General features: G+C 62.8%; 16 protein-coding genes and 1 pseudogene. 4 read left to right on the top strand and 13 right to left on the bottom strand.

The genetic code is table 11. The annotated features are described in order from the left end of the window. Window positions 1-38 precede the first annotated feature (38 nt). From B4393_RS08380 to B4393_RS08370, 3 genes are all read right to left on the bottom strand, one after another. Window positions 39-440, bottom strand: a complete 402-nt coding sequence (locus B4393_RS08380) for a VOC family protein (protein WP_070937968.1) — start codon at window positions 438-440, stop codon at window positions 39-41. Between the two features lie 109 nt (window positions 441-549). Further along, window positions 550-1,164 (bottom strand): LemA family protein, encoded by a 615-nt coding sequence (locus B4393_RS08375; protein WP_078333721.1) that lies wholly within the window; start codon window positions 1,162-1,164, stop codon window positions 550-552. A gap of 9 nt (window positions 1,165-1,173) precedes the next feature. Then, window positions 1,174-1,857: a DUF3137 domain-containing protein gene (locus tag B4393_RS08370; RefSeq protein WP_078333720.1), complete on the bottom strand. Its 684-nt coding sequence runs from the start codon at window positions 1,855-1,857 to the stop codon at window positions 1,174-1,176. Between the two features lie 110 nt (window positions 1,858-1,967). Here B4393_RS08370 and B4393_RS08365 point away from each other — a divergent pair. After that, a pseudogene (locus tag B4393_RS08365) lies at window positions 1,968-3,518 on the top strand (acyl-CoA synthetase); the annotation flags it as partial. Here B4393_RS08365 and B4393_RS08360 read toward each other — a convergent pair. Then, a complete protein-coding gene (locus tag B4393_RS08360) occupies window positions 3,515-3,790 on the bottom strand; it encodes a hypothetical protein (protein WP_078333718.1) in 276 nt (91 codons plus the stop codon). The pseudogene B4393_RS08365 and the gene B4393_RS08360 sit on opposite strands and share 4 nt — an antisense overlap. A gap of 195 nt (window positions 3,791-3,985) precedes the next feature. On the opposite strand from B4393_RS08360, the gene B4393_RS08355 reads away from it, so the two are divergent. Both B4393_RS08355 and B4393_RS08350 read left to right on the top strand, forming a co-directional pair. Then, window positions 3,986-5,110, top strand: a complete 1,125-nt coding sequence (locus tag B4393_RS08355) for an NDMA-dependent alcohol dehydrogenase (RefSeq protein ID WP_070937963.1) — start codon at window positions 3,986-3,988, stop codon at window positions 5,108-5,110. An 87-nt stretch (window positions 5,111-5,197) separates the two neighbouring features. Further along, on the top strand, window positions 5,198-5,938 hold the full coding sequence (locus B4393_RS08350; RefSeq protein ID WP_078333717.1) for a pirin family protein: 741 nt from the start codon (window positions 5,198-5,200) through the stop codon (window positions 5,936-5,938). Window positions 5,939-5,975: 37 nt separating this feature from the next. Here the strand turns inward: B4393_RS08350 and B4393_RS08345 are convergent, their stop codons facing one another. The 8 genes from B4393_RS08345 to B4393_RS08310 form a co-directional block, all read right to left on the bottom strand. Beyond that, entirely contained in the window at window positions 5,976-7,229 is a 1,254-nt protein-coding gene (locus B4393_RS08345) for an MlaD family protein (RefSeq protein WP_078333716.1), read from the bottom strand. Beyond that, window positions 7,226-8,434 carry an MlaD family protein gene (locus B4393_RS08340; protein WP_078333715.1) on the bottom strand — a complete coding sequence of 403 codons (1,209 nt, stop codon included), beginning with the start codon at window positions 8,432-8,434 and terminating at the stop codon, window positions 7,226-7,228. Before B4393_RS08340 ends, B4393_RS08345 begins: the two co-directional genes overlap by 4 nt. Further along, window positions 8,431-9,564: an MCE family protein gene (locus B4393_RS08335; protein WP_078333714.1), complete on the bottom strand. Its 1,134-nt coding sequence runs from the start codon at window positions 9,562-9,564 to the stop codon at window positions 8,431-8,433. The genes B4393_RS08340 and B4393_RS08335 overlap by 4 nt, the downstream gene beginning before the upstream one ends. Then, on the bottom strand, window positions 9,561-10,607 hold the full coding sequence (locus tag B4393_RS08330; RefSeq protein WP_078281060.1) for an MlaD family protein: 1,047 nt from the start codon (window positions 10,605-10,607) through the stop codon (window positions 9,561-9,563). Before B4393_RS08330 ends, B4393_RS08335 begins: the two co-directional genes overlap by 4 nt. Further along, a complete protein-coding gene (locus B4393_RS08325) occupies window positions 10,600-11,655 on the bottom strand; it encodes an MCE family protein (RefSeq protein ID WP_078333713.1) in 1,056 nt (351 codons plus the stop codon). The genes B4393_RS08330 and B4393_RS08325 overlap by 8 nt, the downstream gene beginning before the upstream one ends. Beyond that, window positions 11,652-13,187, bottom strand: a complete 1,536-nt coding sequence (locus B4393_RS08320) for an MlaD family protein (RefSeq protein WP_078333712.1) — start codon at window positions 13,185-13,187, stop codon at window positions 11,652-11,654. Before B4393_RS08320 ends, B4393_RS08325 begins: the two co-directional genes overlap by 4 nt. 219 nt (window positions 13,188-13,406) lie before the next feature. Further along, window positions 13,407-14,999: a fatty-acid--CoA ligase FadD5 gene (fadD5, locus tag B4393_RS08315; protein WP_078333711.1), complete on the bottom strand. Its 1,593-nt coding sequence runs from the start codon at window positions 14,997-14,999 to the stop codon at window positions 13,407-13,409. 11 nt (window positions 15,000-15,010) lie between these two features. Beyond that, complete coding sequence (locus tag B4393_RS08310) at window positions 15,011-15,817, bottom strand: enoyl-CoA hydratase-related protein (protein ID WP_078333710.1); 807 nt, start codon at window positions 15,815-15,817, stop codon at window positions 15,011-15,013. Window positions 15,818-15,921: 104 nt separating this feature from the next. Between B4393_RS08310 and B4393_RS08305 the strand changes: the two genes are divergently transcribed. Further along, window positions 15,922-16,599, top strand: coding sequence for a GntR family transcriptional regulator (locus tag B4393_RS08305; protein WP_078333975.1), 678 nt, complete (start codon window positions 15,922-15,924; stop codon window positions 16,597-16,599). On the opposite strand, the gene B4393_RS08300 is transcribed toward B4393_RS08305, so the two are convergent. Then, window positions 16,567-17,061, bottom strand: a complete 495-nt coding sequence (locus B4393_RS08300; protein WP_070937953.1) for an SRPBCC family protein — start codon at window positions 17,059-17,061, stop codon at window positions 16,567-16,569. The two genes, B4393_RS08305 and B4393_RS08300, sit on opposite strands and share 33 nt — an antisense overlap. Between the last annotated feature and the right edge of the window lie 2 nt (window positions 17,062-17,063).

The following is a 17,063-nucleotide window of genomic DNA, read 5'->3' as shown; positions in this document are numbered from 1 at the left end:
AGGAAGACTCTACGTAAGGCATCACCGATCGCGCGTAGCTACTGCAGGTGCGCCGGGTCCATCCAGCTGACCTCCCATACGTGGCCGTCCAAGTCGCGGAACGAGCGCCCGTACATGAAGCCCAGCTCCTGCGCCGGCATCCAATCCACACCGCCGGCTGCCAGTGCCGCATCTGTCAGCTCGTCCACCCCGTCACGGCTGTCAGCCGAAACGCACAGCAGTACTTCGCGATTCTTCGAGGTGTCGGCGATGTCATCGGCGATGAATCCGCGGAATCGGTCTTCCTCCAGCATCATCACCCAGCTCTGCTCGTTGATCGCCATACAGAGGGTGTTCTCGTCACAGAACTGGTCGTTGAAGGAGAAACCGAGGTGATCGAAGAATTTGCGGCTGGCCGCGGCGTTGGCGATGGGAATGTTGACGAACAACATGCGGGACATCGGTTCTCCTCGATACAGGACGGCGGCATTTCCACCGTTTCACCTGTATCGACAGCGCTGCACCCAAAAACTCATCGCCGCTCCCATGGCTCAGCACAACCATCAACTACTACTGCTGTTGCGGTGGTGGGTTCAGACGGTCGAAGGCCCCTCGGATATTGGGCACGTTCCGCGCCTGCGGATCGTCCAGCTCGAAGTACTCGGCCTCAGTGAACCCGAACCACCCCGCGACGAGATTGGACGGCACCGTCTGCACCTTGGTGTTGAGCGCCCGCACATTGCCGTTGTAGAAACGCCGGCCCGCGGCAATGCGGTCTTCGGTGTTGGCCAGCTCGCTCTGCAGTGCCACGAAGTTCTGAATCGACCGCAGCTGCGGGTAGCTCTCGGCGATGGCGAAGAACCGCCCCAACGCCCCGGAAAGCTGCTGCTCGGCCTGTGACTGGGCGGCAACCCCCTGATGCGTCGCCGAGACCTCGCGCGCGAGGTTCCGGGCAGCGGTTACCTGCTGCAGCGTGTCCCTCTCGAACTGGGCTGCCGCGCTGGCTGTTTCGATGAGGTTGGGAATGAGGTCGTGTCGGCGTTGCAGCTCCACGCCAATCTGCTTCCACGCCTCCTGCACCAGATTGCGAATTCTGACGAACCCGTTGTACGTGGTCAGGAGCCAAAGTCCGATCACCAGGGCAATGAATACTGCGATGACGCTCACGATCAGAACTGGGGTCATTTCCTTCTCCTAGTGTTGTTCCCACGCGTAGGCAGGCACGGGTTCGAGAGTATCGATCAGGTACTGCACCTCGCCGGTGATCCTTTGTTCGTCGAGCTTGCCCCGGCGCCACGTCAACAACCGGCCATTCTCGAATCGCAAAGGCTGGGAATACCTTTGATCGGCCAGCATTCGTTCCATGGTGCGCGGATTGAGCACGTCATAGGCGAACCGTTCCGGTGTGGCCTTGATTTTGAACTTCTTGTTGAACTCGTCGGACTCGAATTCCAGATCCGTAAAGCCAACGGCGCGAGCCAGTCCCGCGAACACGCCCTCGCGCTTGATCTCCAGCCGGTATGACGACGGCGGTGTGACGATGGCCGTCACCATGAACTCATAGGTCTGTGTGCTCTGTTGCTCGCCCGAACCGGTGGTCACCTTGTACGAGTACTGGAAGGACACGAAGTCGTGTCCGCCGATCGAGCCGTTGAAGACATCTTGCGCGGTGCGGCTGTGCCCCTGCCTAAACGGCTCGCCCTCGGATAGCGCCACCAGGCTCTGATCGTCAGGTGTGTATGTCCAGCCCTGTGTCTGAGCCCAGGATGCCAGCTTGGCAATTCGCTTCTTGCGCATCCTGGCCAAGAGAAACCACAACCCGCCGAAGACCAGCGCGAAGAAGCCAAGGCCCGCCAATATCGGCACACCTGCTGACACGATTCCCCCTCGCCACCTGTTGCCCCTGCGCCCATCGTACCGGGACACTGAAGGTTGCCCGTTAGCTCGACGAAACCCGCACCCCCGGCGCTCCGGAACGGCAGGATCGGTATATGCAATTCACCCAGTGGCTGCACCGTGCCTTGCAGCAGGACCCGAGCCGCCCCATCACGATCCACCAGGGTCGGGAGCGCACCGTGGAGCAGTTCGCCGACCGTGTCGCCCGCTTGGCCGCGGCGCTTCGAGCCCACGGTGTCCAGCCCGGAGATCGCGTCGGCATGCTGTCCCTGAACTCCGACCGCTACGTCGAGTACCTCACCGCGGTGCCGTGGTTGGGCGCCGCACTGAACGCCGTCAACATCCGGTGGAGCGTTGCCGAGATCGGCTACTCCCTGCGGGAGTCCGGCACCCGGGTACTGCTGGTGGACGACGCGTTCAAGGCCGCCGCCGCGCCGCTGCGTGCGGCCTGCGCATGCCTGGACACCATCGTCTACTGCGGTGACGGTCCGGTACCCGAGGACATGATCGGGTACGAGGATCTCCTTTCCGCACACGATCCGATCCAGGACACCCGCGCCGGCGGCAACAGTCTGCTCGGCGTCTTCTACACCGGCGGCACCACCGGAAATCCCAAGGGCGTGATGTTGTCTCACAACAACGTGCTGACCTCCGCGATGGGGTCACTGTCCACCGGTAACTTCCTGACGCGCGGCGGCCGACTGCTGCATTCGGCGCCGATGTTCCACATGGCCGACTTCAGCGCCGTGATGGCGGGGAACCTATCCGGGTCTACCCATGTGATCGTCCCATCGTTCACACCGCAGGGGGTGCTGGATACGATCGTCCAACACGATGTGCAGGACATGCTGTTGGTACCCACCATGATTCAGATGCTGGTGGACCATCCGGGAGCCGCTCAGCTCGACCTCAGCGGAATCCGCACCATCATCTACGGAGCCTCGGTGATCTCCGAGGCGGTATTGCAGCGCGCCAAGCGCGTGTTCCCCAATGCCCGATTCACCCAGGCCTACGGCATGACCGAGGTGTCGCCCGTGGCAACACTGCTCCTTCCCGACGATCACGACGACCCAGCACTGCTGCGTTCGGCGGGACGCGCGGCTCCACATTGCGAGGTGAGGATCGTCGACCCGGACCACAACGAGGTGCCGCGCGGTGAGATCGGCGAGGTAATCGTCAAGGGCGACAACGTCATGCTCGGCTATTGGGAGCTCCCCGAGGAATCGGCTACCGCCATCCGGAACGGGTGGATGCACACCGGCGACGCCGGACGAATGGATGACCGCGGGTACGTCTTCATCGTCGATCGCATCAAGGACATGGTGGTAACCGGCGGCGAGAACGTCTACTCGGCCGAGGTAGAGAACGCGCTGGCCAAGCACCCGGCGGTGGCGGCCTGCGCGGTAATCGGCATCCCCGACGAACGATGGGGTGAACGCGTGCACGCCGTCGTCGTCAAACAGGCCGAAGCCGACTGTTGCGGGGACGACCTGACGGAGCACTGCCGCGAGCACATCGCCAACTACAAGGTGCCGCGTAGCTTCGAGTTCGTCGACGAACTCCCCCTGTCCGGTGCGGGCAAGATCCTCAAGCGTGTGCTGCGCGAGAAGCACTGGGAGAGCCACGACGCCGGGGTTTCCTAGTCGGGTATGCGCTCGGCGACCGTGAGCCGGAATCGGAACTGACTCATCGCGCCATCGACGACAACCACCCAGCCGTCGACCGTGCGGAAGCGCGCGCGGCCCTGAGGGCTCATGGGATGCCGCGGGGCGTACGACGACGAGAGTTTCTCAGCGAGCCGTTCGGCCGCGTCGCGCTCGTCGCCGGCCGCGCGGATCGCCGTCAACTGCCATTCCCGGTACTCCCTCGAGCCGACCTGTTCCTCGATCAATACGTTCCATCGCACGTTCGTCATGAGCACATCGTCCGCCGCGGCAAGCCACAGCGCATGGATGACAAGACCTCATAGCTGTGCATAGATCGTAGTCAAAGCCACTGTTGACCCGCTGACCACGCACTTTTAGAACGCGTTTCACTTTTCGCCGAGAGCCGCTATCCTCGTCCACGAGAGTGATCTGGTTCACGTGTATCTGGAAGGACTAGCCAGTCAATGAAGACAAAAGGCGCGCTGATTCGCGAGCTCAACAAGCCGATCGTCGTCGAAGAGATCACGTTCGGTGATCCGGCCGAGGGCGAAGTCCAGGTCCAGCTGCACGCCGCCGGTATGTGCCACTCCGATTATCACGTACTCACCGGCGCCACCCCGATGGAACTGCCGGTGCTGCCCGGCCACGAGGGCGCGGGTGTCGTCACCAAGGTCGGCAAGGGTGTCACCTCCGTTCAGGAGGGTGACCACGTCATCTTCGCGTTCATCCCGGCCTGCGGTAAGTGCCCGCCTTGTATGCGCGGTTACCGATCGCTGTGCGACCGTGGCGCAATCCTGCTGGGCGGCAAGGCTATCGCCGACGGCACCAACCGCATCCACGCGGGTGACACTCCCGTCTCCGCGATGAACCTGCTCGGTACGTTCTCGCCGTACGCCGTGGTCCACGAGGATTCCGTCGTCAAGATCGACGACAGCGTGCCCTTTGAGTCGGCCGCGCTGCTCGGCTGCGCCGTGCCCACCGGGTTCGGCTCCGCCACCAACATCGCCGAGGTCAAGCCCGGCGAGGACGTCATCATCATCGGGGTCGGTGGAATCGGCATGAGCGCCCTGCAGGGCGCCGTCGTCTCCGGCGCCCGCTACGTCATCGCGATCGACCCGGTGCCATGGAAGCGTGAGCAGGCCCTCAAGTTCGGCGCCACCCACGTTTACGCGTCGATGGCCGAGGCCATCATGCCGGTTATGGACCTGACCTGGGGAATCATGGCACAGAAGACCATCATCACGGTCGGCGAGATGAAGGGCGAATACATCGAAGAGGCCATGATCCTCACCGCCAAGACCGGCACCTGCGTGGTCACCGGCATGGGCGCCATGGTCGACGTGGACGTGAAGTTCAACCTGTTCCTGTTCACCATGTTGCAGAAGACACTGAAGGGCAACATCTTTGGTGGTGGCACCACGCACACCGAGACCCCGCGTCTGGTCGGCCTGTACAAGCAGGGCCTGCTCAAGATCGACGAGATGATCACCACCACCTACAGCCTGGAGCAGATCAACGAGGGTTACCAGGACATGCTCGACGGCAAGAACATCCGCGGCGTCATCAAGTACACCGAAGCCGACTGGTAGGCCCCTTCTTTCCCCGCGAGCAGGCGCTCAGTCCTCGTCAAGACACACTTTTCCTAGGACTGAGCGCCTGTTCGGCATACTTGGGTAATGGACATCCGCCGCGCAAGCGATCGGCTCGCGACCAAGATCTCGTGGCTGGATTCCAAGCACTCGTTTTCGTTCGGCGAGCACTACGACCCGCACAACACCCACCACGGGCTACTACTGGTCAACAATGACGACATCGTGCTGCCAGGCGCCGGGTTCGAGACGCATCCTCACCGCGATATTGAGATCGTCACCTGGGTGTTGCAGGGTTCGTTGGTACACCAGGATTCCGAGGGCAATTCCGGGGTGATCTATCCCGGTCTGGCACAGCGGATGTCGGCCGGTACCGGCATTCTGCATTCGGAGAAGAACGACTCCTGGCGGCTGTCCGGCGAGCGGCACTCCGATCCGGTGCGCTTCATCCAGATGTGGGTGACCCCGGACGACTCCGGAATCGATCCCGGGTACCAACAACTCGAGATAGACCACGAGTTACTCCGCGGCGGGCTGGTGACCGTGGCCTCCGGGATGCCACGGCATCGGGATCAGACAGCGATCACCATCGCCCAAAAGAACGCCGCGCTGCATGCGGCACGCATCGCCGCCGGCGACAGCGTCGAACTGCCCGCAGCACCATTCCTGCATCTCTTCGTCGCCCGCGGGGCCGTGACCATTGAGGCCGCCGGTGAGCTGACCGAGGGAGATGCCGTGCGCCTCACCGACACCGGTGCCCTACGCGTCTGCGCGACCACCGATGCCGAGATCTTGGTCTGGGAGATGCACACCCGCTTAGGGGGCTAGCCGAGTACTACCCGGCTGGCGGGATGCAGCTAGACCCCTATTTCGGCGGGTCAACGGGGAGCGTGGGCCCACCGTACGGCGTGGGAATGGTGAAGCGGCCCTTGGGAGTCGGGTCGGCCATCCGGCCCAGGTCGGCACCCAACGGCGGACTGGCCGTGTCATCGTCGGCCGGCCGTGGAGCGTTCTTGGCACCGCGCACCAGCACCGCGGGGTCCTGATCTCGGCAGTAGCCCGCGTACAGGAAAGGCTCCGGGTAGTCCGCGGCCGATACCGCGGTGCGTGGGTATCCGTAGTCGCAGGTGTATCGCGGATAGATGTCGGCGACGGCCCAAACGCCATGGTCGTAGAACGTGTTGGCGACCGCCTCGATCACCGATCCACGGTACGAGGGGAACAGCGCGTTGAGCGCCGGCACGCGCACGTAGGACAACTGCGCCACCGTGGTGAGATTCCCCAACAGCTGCGCCATATTGTCGGAGTTGTCCGCAATCACCGCATCGGTAGTGGCCAACGGCCCCGGAACCCTGTCGATCAGCGTACGAAAACCGCCATCCATCCGTGCCACACCGTTCAAGGACCGGTTCAGGCCCCGCGTGGTGGTGGCGAGACCGTTGTTCATTTCCGCGAATGAGGACAGCGTCACGCGGCTCTGCTTGAGCACACTCACCGTCTGCGGAAGCACGGAATCCAATGTGGACAAAAGGAACACGCCGCCGTCGATGATATCCGTCATCTTGCGCGGCGCCTCGCGGGAGAGATGCAGTTCCTTCTTGATGAGCTCCAGCTTCTTGGTATCAGCCTGCGCCAGTGCACCATCGGCATTGGCGAGTAGTTTCGCCAACGAAACAGGAACCGTCGCTTCCCCGCGCGCGATCACACTGCCATCACTCAGATACGGGCCCGCTGTGGTCACCGGCGCGAAGTCCACATATTGCTCGCCTCCCGCAGAGAGGCCCGACACGCGCACCGGGCTTCCCACCGGGATCTTGACCGAGGACTCGATATGAATCACCGCGACCGGTCCGCGAGGCGACGGAGTCACCGACTCGACCCGGCCTATCCGCAAACCACGCAGCGCCACATCCTGATTGGGGATCAATCCACCGGATTCGGGCAGCTCGATCGACACCTGGTAGGTCGAAGCGAAGGCGCTGGCACGCAACGCGCCAACGGCCAGGTAGGTGCACGCCACCCCTAGCGTGAGAGCCAGCGCCAGCCCGGACAGCCAGAAGCGGTTGCGGTGGCCTAATTTCACGGTGTCGACCACCGCGTTCGCCAGTGTCCTGATCATCGCGGCGGCCCCTGAGGCGTGGGCACGGCACCGGGTACCGGTTCGATCACACCCGGCTCGGTCGGGCTGGGCCGCATAGGAACTGTCGGGACATCGGGCCCCTGACCCACCACGCGCTCTTGCAAGCGCCACAGGGTGTACTTGAACGAGCCGACAAGTTTGGCCCAGTCATAACGCTTCGGGCCATGCAGCCCAGGATCACCCTTGTATCCGATATCGGGAATGGACCCGAGCGCAATCTTGTCGATCGACACCCGGGCCGCGAACGCCGATCCCGCCATGATTTTGACGATCGGCGGCATCAACCGATTCAGGGCGGCAAGGCTGGTGTCCGGGCTGACGGCGATGTCGTTGAACGAAGCCGACAGCGTGTTGAAGTCGGCGATGACGCTGCGGCCGCTGTTATCGGTGCCCGCGATCGACGGGAACTTGGAAAGCTGCTTTGTCACCGCGCCCACCTGGTCGGCCAGGTCGGCGATGTGGGATGCATTGGCCGACAGCGTGTCGGTGGCAGGTGCGGCCGCCACCAACAAATCGGAGAGCGCCTCACGCCGTGTGTTCATCTCGGCGGCAAGCTGGGCGGTATCGCGCAGTGCGGAATCCAGTTGACCGGATCGGGCGTTGAGCGTGCCCAACAGTCGATTCGACTTACCGATCAGGTCTCCGAACGCCTGGCCGTTGGGTCCCGTTGCACGACCGAGTCCATTGACCGTGCCGGTGAGATTGCGCACCGCACCACCGTTGACGATGATCGCCGCCGAACTCAGAACCGCCTCCACGGTCGCGGCAGCTGTTGTCGAATCGAGCCCAAAGGTGTCCCCATCGCGCAGGAGTGGCGCGTTGGGGTCAGCCGGCCGGGGTGGTTTCAGTGCGACAAACACGTCTCCCAGCGGTGTCGCGGTACGCAATTCCACAGTGGTCCCCTTGGGGATCTCCACATCCGAACGGATCCGCATGGTGACCACTGCGGTGTAGTTGGTGGTGCTCATGGAGTCGACTTCACCGATATCGGCCCCGCCCAACTTCACCTTGGCACGCGACGGCAAGTTCAAGATGTTGGTGAACATCGCCGTCAAACCATAGGAGCCACCTGTCATGCCCGGCGCCGGAAGCGGCAGGCTGGCAAGGCCGCTGGTACCGCATCCGCTGGTCAGTAGCACGGCAATGGTCACCGCGGGCGCGGCCAGCCTTCGTAATCCGTTCATTTCTGCCCCATCGCCGCGAGACCGTCGAGCACGTAGGTCAATCCGAAATCGGGTCCGTAGTCCTGCAAAGTGCCAGTGCTGCAACCAAGTTGGCGCAGGCCCATGAGATTGCAGATCTCCTTGGCGGCCTGGGTGTCGAACAGCAGCCTGTCCACCGGGACGTGGGCGCGCACCACATTGTTGACCGGGTCGACGATGTTGTAGACGTTGTCGGCCATCATCGGAAGCAGATCGAATCCTTCGGAGAGTTCACGCCGGTTGTCGTACACCGCCTGGGCGATCTGACCAGAATTTGCCACCGAATCCTTGATGGCATCCCGATTCTGTTCGAGAAGTGAACCTGCTTGCAGGAGAATGTTGTTCAGCTGCTTACCGGTGGTACCGGATCCGAGCTGTTCTTCGTCGAGCACCTGGGACAGCTGCCGCACCGTCGAGGAGAACTCGCGGATGTTCTGGTCATTGCGCGCCGCGGCCTCGAAAAGCGAGCTGAGGCGGGTGATGATCTTGGTCAGCTGGTCCCGGGTCATGGCGCCGCCGTCGGCACTCAATCGAAGTGCCTTGGCCAGTTCATCCAGAGATGACGTCATCAGTTCGCCGTTTCCGGACAATGCGTTGGCGCTGTTGTTCACCACGTCCGCGAGCGGTCCGCCGCCCTTACCGTCGCCCTTGAGTGCCTTCGAGAGCCTGTCAACCATCGCCAGCACCCGGTCGAATTCCACCGGCGTTTTGGTGCGGTCCAGCCCGATGATGTCGCCGTTCTTGAGTGTCGGTCCACTGCGGTAGACCGGGGTGAGTTCGATGTGCCGGTCGGTCAGGATCGAGGACGACACCGTGACGGCCTTCGCATCGGCCGGCACCTTGACCTTCGAGTCGACCGTGAACTCCACCTCCATGTATGTGCCGCGTGAGGTGATCTTGGTGACCTTGCCTATGGGCATGCCCAGTACCGACACCTTGTTGTCCGGATACAGACCGGATACGGACTCGAACTGCGCCGTGATGGTCAGCCTGTTGCTCCGCTCACGCAGATAGGTCCATCCGAAGGACGTCACCACCACCGCGGCCACCAGCGCCAGTGCCCCCGCGACCCAGATGATCCGTCGCGTCCTGGTACTCAGTGGTGTGCTCATTTGCAGTCCTTGAAGTACGGGATCATGTTGAACTGCTTGGCTCTTCCGCTGATCGCACACATCCATGAATCCACCGCGAGGCCGCCGGGCGCACTGAGCTCAAGTGCGTTGCCATAGCCCGTGAGGTTGGTGAAGTTGCGGGCCGCGACCGCGGTCACTTGCAGGAGACTCCGGAACAAGTCATCGTGACCACCGATCAACTTGCTGAAGGTCTTCACATCGGCGATCAGTGCGTCGACGGCCCGCCTGTCTTTCACCACGATCTTGCTCAGCACGGTCACCAGCTCGTTGACCGCACGCATCATCGAGTGGAAACTCGCTTGTCGAGAGACGAATTCACCCAGCAGGTCTCGTCCCTGGACAATCAGCTTGCCGATATCCCCCTGCTGCCGATACAGGGTGCCCGACACCAGCTCCGTGCTGGACAGCAGCGTGCCGATCTGATCACGCCGATGTGAGATCACCGAGGACAGCGTGCGGATGTTCTCCATCGCCTGGGGCAGCACCGGAGGCAGGCCCTCCAGTTGTTTGGCCAAGATCTCCATGGACTCTGCGATCTTGTCGGCGTCGACCTGTTCGAACGTCGACGTGGCATCCTGCAGTGTCGCCTGCAGATCGTACGGAACCTCGGTGTGCGCCAGATCTATTCGACGGTTCGGCAAGACACCGTCACCACCGTTGCGCAGTTCCACGTATTGATTACCGAGAATCGTGGTGATCTTGATGGCCGCCTTGGCATCCTTGCGGAGTTTGATGTCATCGCGGACCCGCATGCCGACCTCGATGCGGTCGCCCACCAACTCGACGCTGGTGACCTCCCCCACCGACACTCCCGCATAGGACACGTTGGCACCCGGTTGCAGCGACGCCGCCTGCAGAAACTCCCCGGTGTAGTGGCTGTAACCGACGCCAATCACCTTCACCAGCAGCATTGCTCCGACCAGGGCGCCGATCACCGCGAGTGCGATCGCGCCCAACCACGTCTTGTTGTAGGTCTCGACGGGGCGTCGCGAAATACGCTGCCACACACTGGGTTTATCCATCTGCCAGGTTCCTGCATTTCGGGGAGTATTGAGCCTTGTTGCCGGGAGTGGCAGCATTCACGATGATCGGTACGACGTCATTGAGGCCAGGGAAGAACCCGGTGATGTTGAGGTCGCAGACATATCCGTTGATGAAGGCACCTTCTTGGGTGGTCCGCGCGACTCCCTTGAGGAGCAGCGGCAGGTTATCCCCGGCGAAGGCCAGCTGCGGCTCGACGGAGTTCAAGTGGCTGACGAATCCCGGTTCCCGATGCAGTATCTCGTTGAGTTGCGGATACACCGTGTCCGAGATCTTCGAAAGCCTGCGCACGGCGAACGCCGTCGAACCAACCGAATCGACCAATGCCGAGCGTCGATTGTCCAGAATCGCCACCATCTCGCGGGTGTGCGTCAACACGGTGTCCAGGTTTTTATTCTGTCCAGCAAGGGTTTTCGTCAAACCGTTGAGATTGGTAATCACATCGTCGAGAACTTTGTCTCGACCTGCGAAGGTTTCGGTGAGTTGCGATGTCTGGTCCACCAGCCCGACGATCGAGCCGGTATCCCCCTGCAGGGACTTGACGACACCGTCCGTGAGGTTGTCGACCTGCGTGGGATCGAGCACGCTGAAAAGGGGCTCGAACCCGTGCAGCAGCATGCCGATATCGAACGAAGGCTCCGTCTGCTCCACGGGAATGACGCTTCCCGGCTTGAGCCGATCCGTGCTTCCGGTCTTGCCCAACGACAACCCGAGATAACGCTGACCAACGATGTTTTGGTAGGTGATCGTCGCAATCGTGTTGCCGTACAACGACTGCCCTGTCTCGACCCGGAAGTCGACTTTGGCCAGGTCACCGGCAATGGCCACGGATTCGACGCGGCCAACGCGCACACCCGCGATCCGGACGTCGTCCCCCTCGCGCAATCCGGTCACGTCCGTGAACATCGCGCCGTAGTTGTTGGTCGACCCCGCGACCTCACGCCGCAGGGTCGCATACACGAGCCACGTCATGGCTAGCGCGATCACCATGAACACCGATAGCCCGATCAACGGACCGCGGAACTTCATCGCTGCCCTCCTGTCGAGACTTGCTGGGCAATAACGGGTTTGGTACCCCTGGCAACCGGCCCCAGCAGCAGCTGGGTGGACGAATTGGCCTCGCCTCCGGTGATCAGACCCAACTGCTCACGCTCGGTCCTACTGCCGACGGGACCAACGGCACCGCCGAACGAGGCCGGCGCGGTCGCCCCCGGGGCGGGAACACCCGGGCTCCCCGGCGGAGGTTCGGCATCACCCGGGTCGGCCGAACCCGGCACCCGCGGGGATGGGTTGGGCTGCCACCACGGCAAGGGCGGGTTGGGGTCCTGCAGATTCGGGTACGGGTTGTGCAGTGGAGGTCCGGTCACGATCAAGTTCCCATCCGGCCCGACCTCGGTGCCCGGCGGCGGCGCCAGATCGGGCGGCGGCTTGTAGTTCTGCGGGAGCAACGTTTCCGGAAGATCGGGCCGGACCACGAGCTCCGGTGCGGTGTAACAGCTCGGCCCCTTCAGTTCCCCGTATTGCGGGCAGTCGGCGCGGGTATACATCGTCGACGGCGTGAACGACAGAACTCCGCGGATGTTGACGACGTCCTTCTCCGGGTCCCACACATCGCTGAAGAACTTGTCGGAGAACACCTTCAGCCGTGTGGCGATCGGCAGGAAGTGCACGGAATTCTGGGCAAGCACACCAATGACCGGAGTCAGCTTGGTGGTGATGTCGATCATGCGATCGGTCTGGTTGTCCAACGACTGCCGCAGCGTGCCCGTCGTATGCAATCCGGCGTTGAGCAGCGTCTGCAATTGCTCACGCTTTTCGGCGAGTGTCTGCATGGGCTTGATGGCCTGGTGCAGCGCATCGACAAGTTCCGGGGCTGTCGTCTGCAAGCCCTTGGTCGCGTTGAGGAGCGCCGAAAGAGTCGACGGGCCGGTATCGGTCGCGACGATGTCGTTGAGTTGGTCGATGATCCGGGTCAGCTGCCCGGCCGCGTTCAGCAGCGTGGCGCGACGTCCCTCTGTCGCCGCGGCGATGACGGCGAAGATGCCCACCGAATCGTCATCACGCCCGCGTCCGTTGGCCAGCAGGATGTCACGCAGCTTGCTGATGGTTGTCTGAAACAGCACCGTGGGCAGCTCGGTCTCTTCGGCGATGACGGTTCCATCGGAGATCGCGGCACCGGGGCCGTGGTCGACCAGTTCCACCGAGGAGACCGCGAACACGTTACTGGGGACCACCCGGGCGGTGACTGACCGCGGAACCGTCTGCGCCAAACCGGGTTTCAGGTCGATATGCACAACGTTGGGCCTGCCCCGCTGGGACGGAGTCACATCGTCCACCGCGCCGACCAGTACGCCTTGATATTTGACATCCGACTTGGCGGGGAGGCCATCGCCGACATTGGCGAGCTCGGCGACTACCCGCACATAGTTTTCGAACCTGCCGGTCGACTTGATCACCAGGGCAGTGCCGACCAACGCGGCCACGACGGCCATCGCCACGCCGCACAGCAGGAGTTGTCGGTCCGACGGTCCGCGGCCGTCCGTCTCAAAGGAGTTGGGCACACTGACCTGCCCTGGTGTTCCCTACGCGCGCGTCGGCACCGCGCCACTGCAGGATGTCAAACACCACCCGATCCCTTTCGTCAGCAAACAAAACCCGCCATTCAAGCGGATTCGGTCACACCAGTCCCCCCGATGTGATGGCAATTACAGGAATGTACAGTACTTCTAGTTTCACGTTTCACTCTTGACTAAACTTTTCTGAATCCAGATTCATGTTTGCTATTCGGCTACACCGAACTGCTGTCGGAGTTCCGTTTTGAGCACCTTGCCGGAGGGGTTGCGCGGTAGTGCATCAACGATCACCAGGTGCTTGGGATGCTTGTACCGGGCCAGTCGCTCGGTGAGGAACCCGTCGAGGTCACTGATCGTCAGTGCCTCACCGTGTATGGCCGCCACGGCGACCGGCACTTCGCCCCACTTCTCGTGTGGCCTGCCGATCACCGCTACTTCGACGATTTGCTCATGCTCGGCGAGCGCGTTCTCCACTTCCGCGCAGTAGATGTTCTCGCCGCCGGAGATGATCATGTCCTTCTTGCGGTCCACGACCCATACGAAACCGTCCGCGTCCAGCCGGACCAGGTCGCCCGAGTGGAACCAGCCACCGGTGAACGCGTCGGCGGTAGCTTCGGGGTTGTTCCAGTAGCCCTGCATCAGGGTCGGCGCCCGGTAAACGATCTCTCCGACTTCGCCAACCGGCACATCATTCATGTTGTCGTCGACCACGCGGGCCGCGACGGTCGGAATTACCCGGCCGACGGATCCCATCTTGCGAACCGCATCCTCGCCCATGAGCATGCAGGTGACCGGCGACATCTCGGTCTGCCCGAACGCGGCCAGAATCCTCGCCTCGGGAAATGTCTCGGACATGGTCCGTAGCAGGACATCGGTGGCCGGCGCGGCACCCCAGGAGAGGGTCTTGAGCTTCACCCTCCGTGGGTTTGCTTGCTGAGCCGCGCAAACCGCTTGCCATTGCGCCGGAACCAGGAAGATTCCGGTGACACCCTCGGCCTCCAGAACGTCCAGTAGGGCTCCAGGATCGAAAGCACCCAGCGGATGGATGACCGTCGGCAACCCCAGCAGCAACCCCGTGATCATGTTGCCCACACCAGCGATGTGGAACATGGGAACGCCGATGAACCCGACATCCGAGCTCAGGTCGACCGTAGTGCTCAGCAGATAGGTCATCGCTTGGCCGGATAGATTGAGGTGTGTCAGCACCGCGCCCTTGGGCCGGCCCGTCGTCCCCGAGGTGTACATGATGAGCGCGGGGGTATCACCGGGGAGATCCACCTCGTCGTGCGCTTCGCCCTGCTCGGCGATGACCTCTTCATATCCCAGAGCACCGTCTCCGGACTCCGAGCCCGCGACAATGACCGTCTCCAGTGCGGGCGTCTGCTGACGCACCGCGGCGGTCACCGGAGCCAGGACCGTCTCGGTGATCGCCACCTTGGCCCCGCTGTTCTCGACCAGGAACGCGACCTCTGGCGGCGTCATCCGGAAGTTCACCGGGATCGCGATGGCGCCGAGTTCATTGATGGCAAGCCATGATTCGACGTACTCGGGACGGTTGAGCATGAGAATGAGGACGCGATCCCCGAATCCGACGCCGCGCCGAGACAGCGCGTCGGCCAACGATTGCACACGCTGATTCAGCTCTCCCCACGAGATACTGCGCCCCAGGTATCGGATGGCGGTGGCGTTGGGTTGCATGAGCGCATGTCGGGCCAGCTGGTTACACCAGTTCTGGCGCCGAGCGCGGTACGGCTGCTCGAGGCCTGCGGATTGGACGGTCGCATCGATCGTGTCGGTCACAAATTCTCCTACTAACTGAAGTTGGGGCGTCGGCCCTCGAGGAATGCGGCGAAGCCTTCCTGGGCATCGGGCGAAATCAGCAGCTCAATCTGCCCTTCGCGCTCGCGAGCGATGGCCTCGTCGAACAGCTTGAGCGAGACCGAGTTCATGGCCTCCTTGGTCAGCTGCATCGCACGGCGGGAACCGTGGGCCAGCCTGCGCGCCGTCTTGTCGACACGCTCGCGCAACTGGTCTCCCGGCAACACGTCGTTGACCAGTCCCGCCGCGAAAGCGTCTGTGGCATTGAGGGGTTGGGCTAAAAGCGCCATCGCGTTGGCCTTGACACGGCCGATAGAGGCAGACACCAGCGCACTCGATCCGCCGTCGGGCATGAGCCCGATGTTCGCGAAGGCCAAGAGGAAGAAGGCCGTGTCGGCGGCGTAGATCAAATCGCACGCCAGACCCACCGAGGCGCCAATACCTGCCGCCGCACCCGTGACCTCCGCGATGGTGGGCACCGGGCAATTCAGCACCGCGCGCACCAATCGCTCGGCGTTGTCCATGGTGAGTTCAGCGGCCTGCAACGGGGTCAGATCCCCGGTTCCCGCAGCCAGCTCCGCGACATCGGCGCCTGCGGTGAAGGCACTGCCCGGGGCGCCACCGCTGATGACGACAACGCGCACATCATCGCGACCGGCCACCGAATCAAGAGCCTCGATCAGTCCGGCCGTGGCCGGCCCGTTGAGCGCATTCATTCGATCAGGCCTGGTGAACGTGATCCGCATGATGCCGCCATCGACGGTTACATCAGGTGCACCGACAGGTTCATCGGGACTCAAGTCACAGCCTCCTGGATTGTCGCTTCGTCGCGTCGGCTCAAATATATTTGATATGACTTTAGATGCAAGAGCGTCACCACAAGTGGAAATGGCAGGCAGATCGGATGAAAACTCCCCGGGCGCAGACCCGCGAAATCCGTAGGCCGCAGCTGTCCGAAGAAGTTGCTGGCCGACTTCGCGCAGCGATCATGACCGGCGAGCTGCGGCCCGGTGAGTACATCCGGATGGATGAAACAGCCGCCCAGCTGGGCGTCAGTGTCACCCCGGTGCGGGAGGCGCTGCTGACGCTGCGCGGCGAGGGCATGGTGGACGCGGTTCCGCATCGCGGCTACGCGGTGGCCGCGCTCAGCCGCAAAGACGTCGAGGACATCTTCGCCCTGCAGTCGCATCTGGCGGTCGAGCTTGCCAAGGCCGCCGCGGCACGGATCACGCCGGAACAGGCAGATGCCCTGGCCGAGCTCAACGATGCGCTGCGGAACGCGGCCTCGCCCGAGGAGATAACCTGGGCCGAGTTCGAGTTCCACCGTCTTCTCAACCATGTGGCCGACCGCCCCAAGCTGGCCTGGTTTCTGCTGCAGGCGGTGCGGTACACACCGCATCAGCTATTCGCCGAGGACGCCTCGTGGATCGGGCCCACAGTGCAATCTCACGACAAGCTCATCGCGGCACTGCGCGCGGGAGACATCACCGAGGTGATCGCCCAGACCGAGGTTCAGTTCATCGACGGCGCACGCCGATTGATCGAGTACCTAGACCGCGCCGGGATGTGGTCCGGGGGGTAGGTGCGGATCGGCCGGTTGTAGCTGACCGGAAGCGACCGCTTCGGCACGGCCCTTCAGTCCCTCAGCCAGGTGCTCGAGCACCTGGTTGGCAAGCTTCTTCACCATCGGCTTGGGGATCGGCAACTTGGTCTCGACATCCATGTCGACCGTGAGCAGGCAAATCTGCCCCATCGGGACGATCGAGAACGTCTGTTCCTGCTTCTCGAAGATGTCGCTCTCCAGCAGCCGCGTCGCCACCTGCGAGGCATTGAGGTAGGCGATCTCGGCGACGTTCGTCGAGGACATACCGGAGGTCTCCACCTTCAGCCGCACGATGTGTGGGCGACCGTCCGGGAGGCGCTGCAGAATCTCAACGCTGGCGATCTCCTTGTTCCACTCGGGGTAGGCCTCGTAGTTGGTAACGATGGAGACGATCACCTGCGGTGGCGCGGCCACCTCGACGGTCTGACTGACGACTGGCATTG

The organism is Mycobacteroides franklinii (assembly GCF_002013895.1).
GTDB lineage: Bacteria > Actinomycetota > Actinomycetes > Mycobacteriales > Mycobacteriaceae > Mycobacterium > Mycobacterium franklinii.
Note: the sequence above shows the minus strand (reverse complement) of the source record. Positions and strands in the feature narration are given on the sequence as shown.

Bases quoted from the DNA above. Each gene is read 5' to 3' on its own strand.
- B4393_RS08380 (WP_070937968.1), bottom strand. From the start codon at position 440: ATGTCCCGCATGTTGTTCGTCAACATTCCCATCGCCAACGCCGCGGCC.
- B4393_RS08375 (WP_078333721.1), bottom strand. From the start codon at position 1,164: ATGACCCCAGTTCTGATCGTGAGCGTCATCGCAGTATTCATTGCCCTG.
- B4393_RS08360 (WP_078333718.1), bottom strand. From the start codon at position 3,790: ATGACGAACGTGCGATGGAACGTATTGATCGAGGAACAGGTCGGCTCG.
- B4393_RS08355 (WP_070937963.1), top strand. From the start codon at position 3,986: ATGAAGACAAAAGGCGCGCTGATTCGCGAGCTCAACAAGCCGATCGTC.
- B4393_RS08350 (WP_078333717.1), top strand. From the start codon at position 5,198: ATGGACATCCGCCGCGCAAGCGATCGGCTCGCGACCAAGATCTCGTGG.
- B4393_RS08345 (WP_078333716.1), bottom strand. From the start codon at position 7,229: ATGATCAGGACACTGGCGAACGCGGTGGTCGACACCGTGAAATTAGGC.
- B4393_RS08340 (WP_078333715.1), bottom strand. From the start codon at position 8,434: ATGAACGGATTACGAAGGCTGGCCGCGCCCGCGGTGACCATTGCCGTG.
- B4393_RS08335 (WP_078333714.1), bottom strand. From the start codon at position 9,564: ATGAGCACACCACTGAGTACCAGGACGCGACGGATCATCTGGGTCGCG.
- B4393_RS08330 (WP_078281060.1), bottom strand. From the start codon at position 10,607: ATGGATAAACCCAGTGTGTGGCAGCGTATTTCGCGACGCCCCGTCGAG.
- B4393_RS08325 (WP_078333713.1), bottom strand. From the start codon at position 11,655: ATGAAGTTCCGCGGTCCGTTGATCGGGCTATCGGTGTTCATGGTGATC.
- B4393_RS08305 (WP_078333975.1), top strand. From the start codon at position 15,922: ATGAAAACTCCCCGGGCGCAGACCCGCGAAATCCGTAGGCCGCAGCTG.
- B4393_RS08300 (WP_070937953.1), bottom strand. From the start codon at position 17,061: ATGCCAGTCGTCAGTCAGACCGTCGAGGTGGCCGCGCCACCGCAGGTG.